A 13,046-nucleotide genomic window follows, 5' to 3' on the forward strand; every position below is an offset into this window, starting at 1 on the left:
TGTCTGGTACAAACGTATCAATTGGTTACTTTTGACGTTAGAGAGGAATATCTGTCGTGAATCGTGCAATGGCTCAAGAAGGAGCAGCTGGCATCGCCACTGCGGTCGCTGAAAGTGTTCAGTACCAAGGTCGCAAAGCCAGTCGACAGGGAAGTGAGCAGCGTCGACAGGAAATTCTCGATGCCGCGATGCGCATCGTCGTACGCGATGGTGTCCGTGCGGTACGTCACCGTGCAGTAGCCGCCGAAGCCGGTGTGCCATTGTCGGCGACCACTTACTATTTCAAGGATATCGATGACCTGCTCACCGATACTTTCGCTCAACACGTCGAACGCAGTGCCGCCTTCATGGCCAGGTTGTGGTCCAACAACGAAGGCCTGTTGCGCGAGATGGTCGTTAGCGGCGATGGCAGCCCTGAGTGCCGCTCAAAGTTGGCTGACGACATTGCACGGCTGATGGCTGACTATGTTCACCGGCAATTGATCAACCGCCGCGAGCACTTGATGGCCGAGCAGGCCTTCCGCCAGGAAGCCTTGCTCAATCCGCGTCTGGCACTGTTGGTGCGCTCGCATCAGCAAATTCTCCTGCAGGGTACCTGCCAGCTTTTCCAGGTATTGGGTTCCCGAGAACCACAGCAGGATGCCAAAGTGTTGACGGCGATTATCGGCCGCATGGAATATCAGGGTCTGCTCAACGACGCAGAGCCGCTGGCCGAAGAAGAGATGCTCGGCATCCTGACGCGGTACATGCATCTGGTGCTGGCGTCGGTGTAACGAGCAAGCCCGCTCCCACATTGAACGGTTTTAAACAGGAGCACCAGGTGGACGAATACCAGCAGACGATACGCACCTTGTCCGATCGCATAGTGCTGGCGCAGACGCCGATTCGGGTACTGGATGCGGTCAAGTGGGACGACAACATCCGCAAGGGTTTCCTCAAGGCCAAGGGCAAGGAAATGCCGGCCGTGGACCGCGACTACTACCTCAATCGGCCGCTGTCCTTCGATTCCAGCAAAGTGAAGCTGGAGTTCCAGAACATCGAGCGCGATATCACCCGTCAGCTCGGTCAGTTCAACCCGGTCGGGCAGATCATGCGGCGCATGTGCAAGGAATACCGCATGGTGGTGCGGATGCTTGAAGCACGCGGTACCGAAGATTTCGGGTTGATCTCACAAGAGCTTTACGGTGCAGCCTCCGATGCGTTCCACGCTGGCGACCCGACCCTGGCCGACCTCGGCTTGATGATGTCCGACTACCTGAACAACATCGATGGCCGGGGCGACCTCAAGGACGAGCCGAAGATTCTCACTGCCAAAGAGGCGGTGCATTTGCTGCAAACCCGCTTGAACAAGGTCTTTGGCGAAACCGAGGAAACCATTCGGGTGTTCGAGTCCGACGGCATCGTCGCGGATGCGGCGGCCGGTGCCGACTACATCAAGATCCGCGCTGACGCGATGTTCAATGACCGTGACGTGCGCGCCCTGGAAGTCCATGAAGGGCTGGTGCACGTCGGCACTACCCTCAACGGTCTGAACCAGCCGATCTGCACCTTCCTGTCCAAAGGTCCACCGTCCTCGACCGTGACCCAGGAAGGCCTGGCGATTTTGATGGAAATCATCACCTTCGCCTCTTATCCGAGTCGCTTGCGCAAACTGACCAACCGTACCCGTGCAATTCACATGGTCGAGGAGGGCGCGGACTTCTTGCAGATCTTCGAATTCTTTCGCGCGCAAGGCTTCGAGATGGCCGAAAGTTATGGCAACGCCAGCCGGGTTTTCCGTGGTTCGGTGCCAAATGGTCTGCCATTTACCAAAGACTTGTCCTACCTCAAGGGCTTTATCATGGTTTACAACTACATTCAGTTGGCCGTGCGTAAAGGCAAGCTTGAGCAGATCCCTTTGCTGTTTTGTGGCAAAACCACTCTGGAAGACATGCGAACCCTGCGTCAATTGGTGGATGAAGGTCTGGTGGCACCGCCCAAATACTTGCCGGCACAGTTTCGTGACATGAACGCCTTGTCGGCCTGGATGTGCTTCTCCAACTTCCTCAACCACCTGAGCCTGGACCGGATCGAAGCGGATTACTCAAACATTTTGTAGGGATCACCCCCCATCCGTAGGAGCAAGGCTTGCCCGCGATGAACGATGACGCGGTTTACCTGAAGACACGCGGTGTCTCCATCGCGGGCAAGCCTTGCTCCTACAGGGGGGAGCCGCTCCCATCTTTTTTGCGGGGGTTTCAACGGATGAGAATCCTCGGCATGTTTTGCCTTCTCCTGACCCTCGGCGGTTGCAGCTCCTTGCTGTTCTTCCCCGATCCCGGTCTGCCGTTTACCCCGGAGAAAGCCGGGCTTGAGTACCGCGACATCACCCTGACCACCGCCGATGGCCTGAAACTCAACGGCTGGTGGCTGCCGGCCAAGAAAGGCGTGGCGGTCAAGGGCACGGTGCTGTATTTGCACGGCAATGGCGGAAATCTCGCCGGACATCTGGGCGCCACTTGGTGGCTGCCGAAGCAGGGTTATCAGGTGCTGCTGGTGGACTATCGCGGTTATGGCCTGTCGCAGGGTAAACCCAGCCTGCCGGCGATCTATCAGGACATCGACGCTGCATTCAAATGGCTGGACCAGGCGCCTGAGGTTCAGGGCAAACCGTTGATCGTCCTTGGCCAGAGCCTTGGCGGTGCGCTGGCCGTACATTATCTGGTTGAACACCCCGAACGTCAGCGTCAGCTCAAGGCGCTGGTCCTCGACGGCGTGCCGGCCAGTTACCGGGATGTCGGGCGGTACGCGCTGAGTACGTCGTGGATGACCTGGCCGTTTCAGGTGCCGTTGTCCTGGCTGGTACCGGACGCCGACAGCGCGATCAACGCCATGCCACAGCTCAATGGCGTGCCGAAACTGATCTACCAGAGCATCGACGATCCGCTAGTGCCTCTTTCCAATGGCATCCGACTGTATCAAGCTGCGCCCCCGCCCAGGGTCCTGCAACTGACCCGAGGCGGGCACGTGCAGACTTTCGGCGTCCCGACCTGGCGCACCGTCATGCTGCGCTTTCTCGATGACCCGCAGCATTTCAACGGTCTGCGCCGCCTGGGCGAAACGCCCAATTACCCTGCACCCCAGAATTCAGAAGTTGAACCCCCAGAGAGTCCGCAATGAGTGAAGAACGTAACGCCATCCCGCTGATCATCACCGGTATCTGCAGCATCCTCGGCACCGTCGGGGCCCTGTGGTTCTACGGTTACCTGCACTTCGCCAAACCGGAAGATGCGCTGCTGCTCAACGACTTCACCATGCTCAAGACCGTACCGGGCGAAGACTACAAAGTTTCCTTGGACCCGGCCCCGCAAGTCGCACAATGCATAGATGGGGTGCTGGTGCTGTTCGACACTGAACAGAAAGGCCTGACCGGTGTGCTGGTCAACGCTCAGAAAAAAGCCGTGCGCTGCATGGGTCAGGAAACGCCGCAGCTCGAACAATAAACACTGCCGAAGGCTGCGATCTGATCATACCGGCCCCAAAGATCGCAGCCTGCGGCAGCTCCTACACAAGTCCCGTTGCGATCGGTTGATGTTCAAAATGCAAAAGCCGATCCCCCGTAGGAGCTGCCGAAGGCTGCGATCCGTTGATTTCCAAAAAAGCAAAAGCCCCGTCTGATCAGATCAGGTGGGGCTTTTACGTTACAGGCTGTCTCAATGTTTTTGCTTGCCGCTCTGGGCCGATAAATCATGCAAGTGGCGCCGTGATAACTCGAGAAAACGCGGTGTCGGGCCGACGTCTTCGTAGAGCGGGTCACCTTCCTCGTCAGTGGCAACCACGTGCTGTCCCTTGACGTAAGGGAAGCTCGCTTCGAGCTCTTCCAGCGCCGCTCCGATCAGTTCGCCCAGCAGTTCTTCGGGGTGGCGTTTGGGGTACATCTCGGTAATCGCCGCCAGCCGCGCCGCGGCTTCGACGTCCAGGTGAATGGTGTAGCCGGTCTTGGTCAAACGGCCTTTGGCGGTTTCTTCCCAATGTTGGGCTAGCTCACGGATTTTCATAATGACCTCAATAAGCACCTGCTCGTGGCAGGATGTGATGAGTGTCCGGCCGTGGCCGGTGGCAAGCCTTTGTACGGCTTACCTTTGAGACTAGCCTTTACCTTCAAGGTTTAAAGTCGATTCGTCGACTGCTTGTAAGAAGCCGCTGCGGGCGGCACTCTTGAAGTCGACTGCCATTCGCTGGAGAACTGCTGATGACTGATATCGATGCACGCTTGCGCGAGGATGTTCACCTGTTGGGTGAGTTGTTAGGCAACACTATTCGTGAACAGTACGGGGATGGCTTTCTCGACAAGATCGAGTTGATCCGCAAAGGTGCCAAGGCTGACCGACGTGGTTCGACGGACGCTGAACTGCGTGCCAGCCTCAATCAGTTGAGCGAAGACGAACTGCTGCCGGTGGCGCGGGCGTTCAACCAGTTCCTCAACCTGGCGAACATCGCCGAGCAATATCAGCTGATTCATCGCCGCGAAGAGTCCCAGCCAGCGCCGTTCGAGGCGCGGGTGCTGCCCGAGCTGCTTGCCCGTCTGCGTGCTGAAGGGCATGGCAGCGACGCGCTGGCGCGGCAACTGGGGCGGCTGGAGATCGAACTGGTGCTCACCGCGCACCCGACTGAAGTCGCCCGCCGGACCTTGATCCAGAAGTACGACGCCATCGCCGCGCAACTGGCGGCGCAGGATCACCGCGACCTGACCAGCGCCGAACGCGAGCAGATCCAGCAGCGCCTGCAACGATTGATCGCCGAAGCCTGGCACACCGAAGAAATCCGCCGCACCCGACCAACGCCGGTCGATGAAGCCAAGTGGGGCTTTGCGGTAATCGAGCATTCGCTGTGGCAGGCGATTCCCAACTACCTGCGCAAGGCCGACCAGGCCTTGCACGCCGCTACCGGTCTGCGTTTGCCGCTGGAGGCGGCGCCGATTCGCTTCGCCTCGTGGATGGGCGGCGACCGTGACGGCAACCCGAACGTGACCGCTGCGGTTACCCGTGAAGTCTTGCTGCTGGCTCGCTGGATGGCGGCCGACCTTTACCTGCGCGATGTCGATCATCTGGCTGCCGACTTGTCGATGCAGCAGGCCAGCGCTGCGTTGCAAGCCAAGGCCGGGGATAGCGCCGAGCCCTACCGCGCGGTGCTCAAACAACTGCGCGAACGCCTGCGTGCGACTCGCAACTGGGCGCAGGCGTCCTTGACGGCGACCACGCCAGCATCGGTTGATGTGTTGCAAAACAACCGCGAGCTGCTTGATCCGCTGGAGCTTTGCTATCAGTCGCTGCATGAATGCGGCATGGGCGTGATCGCTGACGGCCCGCTGCTCGATTGCCTGCGTCGGGCGGTGACCTTCGGCCTGTTCCTGGTGCGGCTGGATGTGCGTCAGGACTCGTCGCGGCATTCGGCGGCGATGACTGAAATCACCGATTATCTGGGCCTCGGTCGCTACGAAGACTGGGACGAGGAAGCGCGTATTCGCTTCCTGATGGGCGAGTTGAACAATCGTCGTCCGCTGTTGCCGGCGTATTTCAAACCCTCGGCCGATACCGCCGAAGTCCTGGCGACCTGTCGCGAGATTGCCGCAGCGCCGGGGGCGTCGCTGGGCTCTTATGTGATCTCCATGGCCGGCGCCGCTTCGGACGTGCTCGCCGTGCAGCTGCTGCTTAAAGAAGCCGGCGTGCTGCGGCCGATGCGCGTAGTGCCGCTGTTCGAAACCCTCGCCGACCTGGACAACGCTGGGCCGGTGATCGAGAAACTGTTGCTGCTGCCGGGTTACCGTTCACGGTTGCAGGGCCCGCAGGAAGTGATGATCGGTTATTCCGACTCGGCCAAGGATGCCGGCACCACGGCGGCGGCCTGGGCTCAGTATCGGGCACAGGAGCGCTTGGTGGATATCTGCCGCGAGCAGCAAGTCGAACTGCTGTTGTTCCATGGTCGCGGTGGCACCGTGGGCCGTGGCGGCGGCCCGGCGCATGCGGCGATTCTGTCGCAGCCACCGGGGTCGGTGGCCGGACGTTTCCGCACTACCGAGCAGGGGGAAATGATTCGGTTCAAATTCGGTCTGCCGGACATCGCCGAGCAAAACCTCAACCTGTACCTGGCTGCGGTGCTGGAAGCAACGTTATTGCCGCCTCCGCCGCCGGAACCCGCGTGGCGCGGCTTGATGGACGAATTGGCGGCTGATGGCGTCAGCGCTTATCGCGCGGTGGTGCGGGAGAATCCACAGTTCGTCGAGTATTTCCGTCAATCCACTCCCGAGCAGGAACTGGGACGCTTGCCGCTGGGCAGCCGTCCGGCCAAGCGTCGTGCCGGCGGGATCGAAAGCCTGCGGGCGATTCCGTGGATCTTCGGCTGGACCCAAACCCGTTTGATGCTGCCGGCCTGGCTCGGCTGGGAAGCGGCGTTGAGCAACGCCTTGGCGCGTGGTGAGGGTGAGTTGCTGGGGCAGATGCGGGAGCAATGGCCGTTCTTCCGCACGCGTATCGACATGCTGGAGATGGTGCTGGCCAAGGCCGACGCGGACATCGCGCAATCCTACGATGAGCGATTGGTTACGCCTGATTTGTTACCTTTGGGTGTGCATTTACGCGACCTATTGTCGCAGGCGTGTTCGGTAGTCCTTGGCCTGACCGGTCAGTCGCAGCTACTGGCCCATAGCCCTGACACCCTGGAGTTCATTCGTTTGCGTAACACCTACCTTGACCCGCTACATCTATTGCAGGCCGAACTGTTGGCCCGCTCGCGACAGCAGGAAGTGGCACAGGGCAGCCCGGTGGAACAGGCCTTGCTGGTGTCTGTGGCGGGGATTGCCGCCGGTTTGCGAAATACCGGCTAAGGTCTTTTGCGGGGTATCGCAGGCAGCTTTACTGCGACAAGCGACCGGTCCTCAGAGGCCGGTCGCGGTTGTCTGGCGACACTTTGTTATGGGGTTGCGACTTGGATCACCTTGTCGCCAGGGCGTAACAGGCGCGGGTTCCTCCGACTTTCGGCGGCTTGTGTGGTCAGGGCCTGCTGTGTATCTTGATCAGCCTTTGGCCGTTTGGGCGGCCCACGACCCTATTTTTAAGATTGGCCCCATGCGGCGAATCCGATCGTTTATTAATAAAAAATTGAGGAGCACATCGATGCGCGTCATTCTGCTGGGAGCTCCCGGGGCCGGTAAAGGTACTCAGGCTAAGTTCATCACTGAAAAATTCGCTATTCCACAGATCTCCACCGGCGACATGCTACGTGCTGCGGTCAAGGCTGGCACCGAACTGGGCCTGATCGCCAAGAGCGTCATGGACAGCGGCGGTCTGGTATCCGATGACCTGATCATCAATCTGGTCAAGGAACGCATCAGCCAGGCTGATTGCGCCAACGGTTTCCTGTTTGACGGCTTCCCGCGCACCATTCCCCAGGCCGAAGCGCTGGTGAAGGCTGGTGTCGAGCTGGATTACGTGGTTGAAATCGCCGTCGATGACGAAGAAATCGTTCAACGTATCGCCGGTCGTCGTGTACACGAAGCCAGCGGCCGCGTTTACCACACCGTCTACAACCCGCCGAAACTCGCGGGCAAGGACGACATCACTGGCGAAGCGCTGGTGCAGCGTAAAGACGACACTGAAGAAACCGTGCGTCATCGTCTGTCGGTCTACCATTCCCAGACCAAGCCACTGGTGAATTTCTACCAGCAGCTGTCGGCAGCTCTTGGCAAGCCGAAGTACAGCCACATCGCAGGCGTTGGTTCGGTTGAAGCGATCACCGGCAAGGTGCTTGAAGCGCTGAGCTGAGAAAGCTGATTTGCTTTACGTTCAACGGCCCGCTTGCGGGCCGTTGTTGTTTATACTGGCGCACTTTTATCTACCTCTCTGACGGAAACATCGATGAGCACCTTGCTGGCCCTGGACACCGCGACTGAAGCTTGCTCCGTTGCCTTGCTGCATGACGGCAAGGTCACGAGCCATTACGAGGTGATCCCGCGCCTGCATGCGCAGAAGTTGCTGCCGATGATCCAGCAATTGCTGGCTGATGCGGGTACCACCTTGCAAGCTGTCGACGCGATTGCCTTTGGTCGCGGTCCGGGGGCGTTTACCGGCGTACGAATAGCCATTGGTGTGGTTCAGGGCCTGGCGTTTGCCCTGGAGCGTCCGGTGTTGCCGGTGTCCAACCTCGCGGTGCTGGCGCAGCGCGCATTGCGTGAGCACGGTGCACGCCAGGTCGCGGCGGCCATCGATGCGCGGATGGATGAAGTCTATTGGGGTTGCTACCGCGAAACTGCCGGCGAAATGCGTCTGGTGGGGGCTGAAGCGGTGTTGCCGCCGGAAGTTGCAGCACTGCCGGCAGATGCTACGGGCGACTGGTTCGGCGCGGGCACCGGTTGGGGCTATGGCGAGCGAATCGCGGTTAAGCTGACCGGTCAGGATGCTGGCATGTTGCCTCACGCCGAAGACTTGCTGACCCTGGCCCGTTTCGCCTGGGAACGCGGCGAAGGCATCCCGGCGGACGATGCACAGCCGGTTTACCTGCGCGACAAAGTGGCGACCCCAAAAGCCCGTTAGGCCGCGATACCGGGTTGTCCCATTCGCGAGCAAGCCCGCTCCCACAGGTACGATGGCGCCCTTGTGGGAGCGGGCTTGCTCGCGAATGCGATCTGCGCAACGCTGCCAATCGTCAGTTTCTACACCGCGCCTTTAAACCTTTTCCGGTTTATGTGCTCTAGTTATCACTTGGGAGTTTGCGAACACGGGTAAGTGCCGCTAAATTGCCATCATCGATAACGAGCATGTACTTATGCGCATAGACGGCTTTCCCTCTCAGTCCTACCCCATCAAGCGCAAGCCTCGCAAAGGCAATGTGTCGGTGGACGAGTCCCTTGAGGATATCGATGGCGAGCTGGAGATTCCTTCTGAAGAGCAACTGGCTGCCCGCGCCGCCAAGGCTTCTGCGCAACGTCTGAGCAATCTTCCCGCCCGTCAGCAGGACATGATCTACCACCGCGCCATGAGCAAAAGCGTGGCAATGGCCCTGGCCAGCTACCTGAGCACCGCTGCTTTCGTCGATTGGGATATGGAAGTGCTGGGTCTCGACCTGCACATCTGATGCGGCTGCCTTACTACCTCGGTTGCCCGTCCTGGAGCGAAAACGCCTGGCGCGAGTACCTGTATCCGCAAAACGCCCGTCCCAACGAATTTCTCGGTCTGTACTCGCAGGTGTTCAACGCCGTTGAAGGCAACACCACGTTCTACGCGCGTCCTGCGCAGGCGACGGTAGAGCGCTGGGCGCAGACGATGCCGGAACACTTTCGCTTTACCGCCAAATTCCCCGGCGACATCAGCCACGGCGGTGACCTGCGCGAGCAACTGAGCGCCGCCGAAACCTTCGTGCAATTGCTCAGCCCGCTCGGCGAACGGGTTTCACCGCTCTGGTTGCAGCTGTCGACAGCGTTTACCCCGCAACGGTTGGCCGAGCTGGCCGGGTTCATCGATGGGCTACAGCGGCCCTTGGCCGTTGAAGTGCGGCATCGGGATTTCTTCGCCAAAGGCGATGCCGAACGCAGGCTCAATCGCCTGTTGCTGGATCGCGGCGTGGAGCGCATTTGCCTTGATCCACGGGCGCTGTTCAGTTGCACGTCGAGCGAGCCCTCGGTGCTCCATGCGCAAGCGAAAAAGCCCAAGGTGCCACCGCGTCCGGCGGCCTTCACCCAGTTCCCGCAAGTGCGCTTCATCGGCCATCCGGTGCTTGAAGCCAACGATTCGTTCTTGTCGCCGTGGGTCGAGAAAATCGCCCAATGGATCGAAGAGGGCCGTACGCCTTACATCTTCCTGCACACCGCCGACAACCTGCTGGCCGCCGCCCTGGCGCAGCGCTTTCATACTCGGTTGATAACGCGTTTGCCTGGCTTGCCGGCCCTGCCTGAGCTATACAGAGAGCCCGCCGCCGAGCAGCTTGGGTTGCTCTGACGACGGGTTTTTCCCTTCTACAGGAGTGAGCCAATGGATGCGCAAACCCTTAAAGCCCAAGCGTTCAAGGCCTTGCACGAAGGTGCGGGAGCTTTTGTGATTCCCAATCCATGGGACGCAGGTTCGGCAAAAATGCTCGCCAGTCTGGGTTACCAGGCGCTGGCGACCACCAGTGCCGGTTATGCTTTTTCGCTGGGCCGCCCGGACGGCGCGGTGAAGCTCGAAGAGACGCTGATCAACGTTCGGGCAATTGTCGCTGCGACCGATCTGCCGGTGGCGGTTGATCTGGAAAACGGCTTCGCCGACAGCCCGCAGGAGTCCGCCGAGAGCCTGCTGCGCGCCGCCACTGCCGGTGCGGTAGGTGGCTCGATCGAAGACGCCACCGGCCGCGAAGACGCTCCGATCTATTGCTTTGAACACGCCGTCGCGCGGATTGAAGCGGCCGTCGCGGTAGCGCGCAGTTTGCCGTTTCCGTTCACCCTGACCGCACGTGCCGAGAATTACCTGCACGGCAATCCGGATCTGGCCGACACCATTCGCCGTTTGCAGGCCTTTGCCGAGGCGGGCGCCGATGTGCTTTATGCGCCGGGCCTGCGCAGCGCTGAAGAGATACTGGCGGTGGTCCGTGCGGTGGCGCCGAAACCGGTCAATGTGTTGATGTCCGGTGGCCTCAAGCTGAGCGTGGCGCAGCTCAGTGAAATGGGCGTCAAACGGATCAGCGTCGGCTCGGCCATGGCCCGTGCCGCCTACGGAGCGTTTTATCAGGCGGCGCAGGAAATTCAGGAGCAAGGAACCTTCGACTTCGCCGACCGCGCGCTGCCGTTCGGGCAGATCAATCAAATGTTCAAAGGCTGACTCACAGGGAGTTGTCGTGCGGTTTCTGAAAGTGCTGTGGGTGGTGATGCTGGTGCTGGGCGGGTTGCTGGTGGGTGTCTGGCGCGGCTGGCTGCCGTTGCCAGCGGCCTGGAACCCTTGGGCGCCGCTGGATGTCCGGGCCACGCCGAACCTGCTGACACGCTTCAAATTGATGAGGCTGCGCGATAACCCGCAACTCTGCGACCAGGTGCTCAGCGGTGCCGGGTTGAAGTTCACTCGCCAGGCCGACAGCAACCCGGACATTGATTGCCCGTTGCACAACACCTTGCGCGTGCAAGGCGGCGAGGTGGCGCTGAGCAGCAGCTTCCTCGCCAGTTGTCCGTTGGCGGTGGCCTTTGTGCTGTTCGAGCGGCACGCCTTGCAGCCGGCCGCACAGGCCACTTATGGGCAGGCGGTGGCGCGGGTCGATCATCTCGGCAGTTTTGCCTGCCGCAATATGTACAACCGCGAAAACGGTTCGCGCAGTCAGCATGCGACGGCCGATGCACTGGATATCGCCGGCTTTCGCCTGGCGGACGGGCGCAGTATCAGCGTGCTGCGGGACTGGCCGAAGGACAACGACGATGCACGCTTTCTGAGCAAGGTTCGTGATAGCGCGTGTGACATGTTCAGCGTGGTGTTGAGCCCGGACTACAACGCCGCCCATCGCAACCATTTTCATCTGGATGTCGGGCCGTGGTGGGTTTGTCGCTGAAGTTTTAAGCGGCGATGCGCAGGTTTTGCAGGACGATCGGGCGAGCCCAGCCGGTATCGAAATTGAATTGTTTCTGTTGCTCGACCAGCTCTGCGTGCGGGTAGGGGGTTGCCGGCTTGTCCAGCAGATCGAGTTCGAACTCGGCAATCGGCAGGTGCAATGGACGCGGTTGCGGTGCCGGGCCTGGTGCAGGCAGTGGCTGACCGGCAGCCAGGACGATCGGGCGGACCCAAGCGCTTTCAAAGTCTTGTTGTTTCTGTTGCGCGACGATTTCTTCTGGTGGGAACGGCGGAGCCGGTTTGTCGGCCAGGTCCATTTCGAACTCGGCTATCGGCAGGAACAGCGGCTCCGGCGGGCGGACCTCGGTGTCCTTCACGTCACAGGCGCGCTGCGTGACGATGTGTTCGAGCAGCTCAGCGCCAGCGGTCGGTTCGACGGAGCCATCGACAGCAACGGGTTTGTAACTGCCAGGAGCGGGTGCAGCATCGCCCAAATGATCGGCCAGCGCCTGGGCAAAAAAATCCTGCCACAGGTGACTGACGCCGCTCAGTGCTTGGGAATTACGCAGGCCATAATCGCCGTGACGCGAAATGTAGCCTACTGATGTGCGTTGAATGTCTGACATTTCTCTCGGTCGACGCTCAGCTCTGGCAAAATGCTCGATAGTTTTGTTATCGGCCGTTTTTGCCGATCATTAATTTTTTGAGTGTGTTTTCTGATGAGTGAGCAACCCGCGGCCAGCCGCATCAAAGTCCAGGCCCTGGCCGAGGCGTTTCAGGCTCGCGCCGAGCACTGGGCCGAGCGATTGAACCTGCCGTTGTTGCTGGACGATGCCGAGTTTGCACTGCAAGTGGGTGAGCACGGTTTGCAGTTGCAACAGCTCGGCCCGGACGCGCCGGGACCGGTGCGGGTGGACTTCGTCGAAGGGGGCGCGGCCCATCGCCGGTTATATGGCGGCGGCAGCGGTCAGATGATCGCCAAGGCTGTTGGTGTCGCTCAAGGTGTGCGGCCGAAGGTGCTCGATGCCACGGCAGGACTGGGCAAGGATGGTTTCGTACTGGCAAGCCTGGGCTGCGAAATGAGCCTGATCGAGCGTCAGCCGTTGATTGGTGCATTGCTGGAGGATGGTCTGGCCCGCGCGGCGGAAGATTTTGAGGTGGCACCGATTGTTGCGCGGATGACGTTGCTCAAGGGCAACTCGATCGAGTTGATGCGCAATTGGGAAGGTGAACCGCCGCAGGTGATCTACCTCGACCCGATGTTCCCGCACCGTGAAAAAACTGCGTTGGTGAAGAAGGAAATGCGCCTGTTTCGCCCGTTGGTAGGCGATGACCCGGACGCGCCGGCACTGCTTCAAGCTGCACTCGCCCTGGCCAGCCACCGGGTGGTGGTCAAACGCCCGCGCAAGGCACCGTGCATCGAAGGGCCGAAGCCGAGCCATGCGCTGGATGGCAAGTCCAGCCGTTACGACATCTACCCCAAGAAAGCGCTCAAGCCTTAAGACCGCG

14 protein-coding genes are annotated in these 13,046 nt (G+C 60.3%); 12 read left to right on the plus strand and 2 right to left on the minus strand.

The features are described 5' to 3' along the window. The first annotated feature begins 56 nt into the window (after positions 1-56). The 4 genes from ACIPIN_RS17290 (at position 57) to ACIPIN_RS17305 (ending at position 3,482) form a co-directional block, all read left to right on the plus strand. A complete protein-coding gene (locus ACIPIN_RS17290) occupies positions 57-773 on the plus strand; it encodes a TetR/AcrR family transcriptional regulator (protein ID WP_401120455.1) in 717 nt (238 codons plus the stop codon). A 47-nt stretch (positions 774-820) separates the two neighbouring features. Then, positions 821-2,098, plus strand: coding sequence for a flavohemoglobin expression-modulating QEGLA motif protein (locus tag ACIPIN_RS17295; protein ID WP_401120457.1), 1,278 nt, complete (start codon positions 821-823; stop codon positions 2,096-2,098). Positions 2,099-2,244: 146 nt separating this feature from the next. Then, positions 2,245-3,159, plus strand: coding sequence for an alpha/beta hydrolase (locus tag ACIPIN_RS17300; protein WP_401120459.1), 915 nt, complete (start codon positions 2,245-2,247; stop codon positions 3,157-3,159). After that, a complete protein-coding gene (locus ACIPIN_RS17305) occupies positions 3,156-3,482 on the plus strand; it encodes a hypothetical protein (protein ID WP_401120461.1) in 327 nt (108 codons plus the stop codon). The genes ACIPIN_RS17300 and ACIPIN_RS17305 overlap by 4 nt, the downstream gene beginning before the upstream one ends. Before the next feature lie 210 nt (positions 3,483-3,692). On the opposite strand, the gene ACIPIN_RS17310 is transcribed toward ACIPIN_RS17305, so the two are convergent. Continuing rightward, the gene (locus ACIPIN_RS17310) at positions 3,693-4,037 is read right to left on the minus strand and encodes a pilin assembly protein (protein WP_123428567.1); all 345 of its coding nucleotides are present in this window, start codon (positions 4,035-4,037) and stop codon (positions 3,693-3,695) included. 194 nt (positions 4,038-4,231) lie between these two features. On the opposite strand from ACIPIN_RS17310, the gene ppc reads away from it, so the two are divergent. The 7 genes from ppc (at position 4,232) to ACIPIN_RS17345 (ending at position 11,538) form a co-directional block, all read left to right on the plus strand. Further along, on the plus strand, positions 4,232-6,862 hold the full coding sequence (gene ppc / locus ACIPIN_RS17315) for a phosphoenolpyruvate carboxylase (RefSeq protein WP_401120463.1): 2,631 nt from the start codon (positions 4,232-4,234) through the stop codon (positions 6,860-6,862). A gap of 289 nt (positions 6,863-7,151) precedes the next feature. Then, on the plus strand, positions 7,152-7,799 hold the full coding sequence (gene adk, locus ACIPIN_RS17320; protein WP_401120465.1) for an adenylate kinase: 648 nt from the start codon (positions 7,152-7,154) through the stop codon (positions 7,797-7,799). Positions 7,800-7,892: 93 nt separating this feature from the next. Continuing rightward, a complete protein-coding gene (gene tsaB / locus ACIPIN_RS17325; RefSeq protein WP_123428562.1) occupies positions 7,893-8,567 on the plus strand; it encodes a tRNA (adenosine(37)-N6)-threonylcarbamoyltransferase complex dimerization subunit type 1 TsaB in 675 nt (224 codons plus the stop codon). Positions 8,568-8,799: 232 nt separating this feature from the next. Beyond that, positions 8,800-9,108, plus strand: a complete 309-nt coding sequence (locus tag ACIPIN_RS17330) for a hypothetical protein (protein WP_401120467.1) — start codon at positions 8,800-8,802, stop codon at positions 9,106-9,108. Beyond that, a complete protein-coding gene (locus ACIPIN_RS17335; RefSeq protein ID WP_401120469.1) occupies positions 9,108-9,968 on the plus strand; it encodes a DUF72 domain-containing protein in 861 nt (286 codons plus the stop codon). Before ACIPIN_RS17330 ends, ACIPIN_RS17335 begins: the two co-directional genes overlap by 1 nt. 33 nt (positions 9,969-10,001) lie before the next feature. Then, positions 10,002-10,823, plus strand: coding sequence for an oxaloacetate decarboxylase (locus ACIPIN_RS17340; RefSeq protein WP_401120471.1), 822 nt, complete (start codon positions 10,002-10,004; stop codon positions 10,821-10,823). Positions 10,824-10,839: 16 nt separating this feature from the next. Next, positions 10,840-11,538 (plus strand): extensin family protein, encoded by a 699-nt coding sequence (locus ACIPIN_RS17345; protein WP_401120473.1) that lies wholly within the window; start codon positions 10,840-10,842, stop codon positions 11,536-11,538. Positions 11,539-11,542: 4 nt separating this feature from the next. Here the strand turns inward: ACIPIN_RS17345 and ACIPIN_RS17350 are convergent, their stop codons facing one another. Then, positions 11,543-12,163, minus strand: coding sequence for an energy transducer TonB (locus tag ACIPIN_RS17350; RefSeq protein ID WP_401120474.1), 621 nt, complete (start codon positions 12,161-12,163; stop codon positions 11,543-11,545). A 93-nt stretch (positions 12,164-12,256) separates the two neighbouring features. Here ACIPIN_RS17350 and ACIPIN_RS17355 point away from each other — a divergent pair, with 93 nt between their 5' ends. Then, complete coding sequence (locus ACIPIN_RS17355) at positions 12,257-13,039, plus strand: class I SAM-dependent methyltransferase (protein ID WP_054595890.1); 783 nt, start codon at positions 12,257-12,259, stop codon at positions 13,037-13,039. Positions 13,040-13,046: the final 7 nt, after the last annotated feature.

Source organism: Pseudomonas sp. NPDC087697, from assembly GCF_044743155.1.
GTDB lineage: Bacteria > Pseudomonadota > Gammaproteobacteria > Pseudomonadales > Pseudomonadaceae > Aquipseudomonas.

Excerpts from the sequence above, each read along its gene's own strand:
- ACIPIN_RS17300 (WP_401120459.1), top strand. The coding sequence starts at position 2,245 with ATGAGAATCCTCGGCATGTTTTGCCTTCTCCTGACCCTCGGCGGTTGC.
- ACIPIN_RS17305 (WP_401120461.1), top strand. The coding sequence starts at position 3,156 with ATGAGTGAAGAACGTAACGCCATCCCGCTGATCATCACCGGTATCTGC.
- ACIPIN_RS17310 (WP_123428567.1), bottom strand. The coding sequence starts at position 4,037 with ATGAAAATCCGTGAGCTAGCCCAACATTGGGAAGAAACCGCCAAAGGC.
- ppc (WP_401120463.1), top strand. The coding sequence starts at position 4,232 with ATGACTGATATCGATGCACGCTTGCGCGAGGATGTTCACCTGTTGGGT.
- adk (WP_401120465.1), top strand. The coding sequence starts at position 7,152 with ATGCGCGTCATTCTGCTGGGAGCTCCCGGGGCCGGTAAAGGTACTCAG.
- tsaB (WP_123428562.1), top strand. The coding sequence starts at position 7,893 with ATGAGCACCTTGCTGGCCCTGGACACCGCGACTGAAGCTTGCTCCGTT.
- ACIPIN_RS17330 (WP_401120467.1), top strand. The coding sequence starts at position 8,800 with ATGCGCATAGACGGCTTTCCCTCTCAGTCCTACCCCATCAAGCGCAAG.
- ACIPIN_RS17335 (WP_401120469.1), top strand. The coding sequence starts at position 9,108 with ATGCGGCTGCCTTACTACCTCGGTTGCCCGTCCTGGAGCGAAAACGCC.
- ACIPIN_RS17340 (WP_401120471.1), top strand. The coding sequence starts at position 10,002 with ATGGATGCGCAAACCCTTAAAGCCCAAGCGTTCAAGGCCTTGCACGAA.
- ACIPIN_RS17350 (WP_401120474.1), bottom strand. The coding sequence starts at position 12,163 with ATGTCAGACATTCAACGCACATCAGTAGGCTACATTTCGCGTCACGGC.
- ACIPIN_RS17355 (WP_054595890.1), top strand. The coding sequence starts at position 12,257 with ATGAGTGAGCAACCCGCGGCCAGCCGCATCAAAGTCCAGGCCCTGGCC.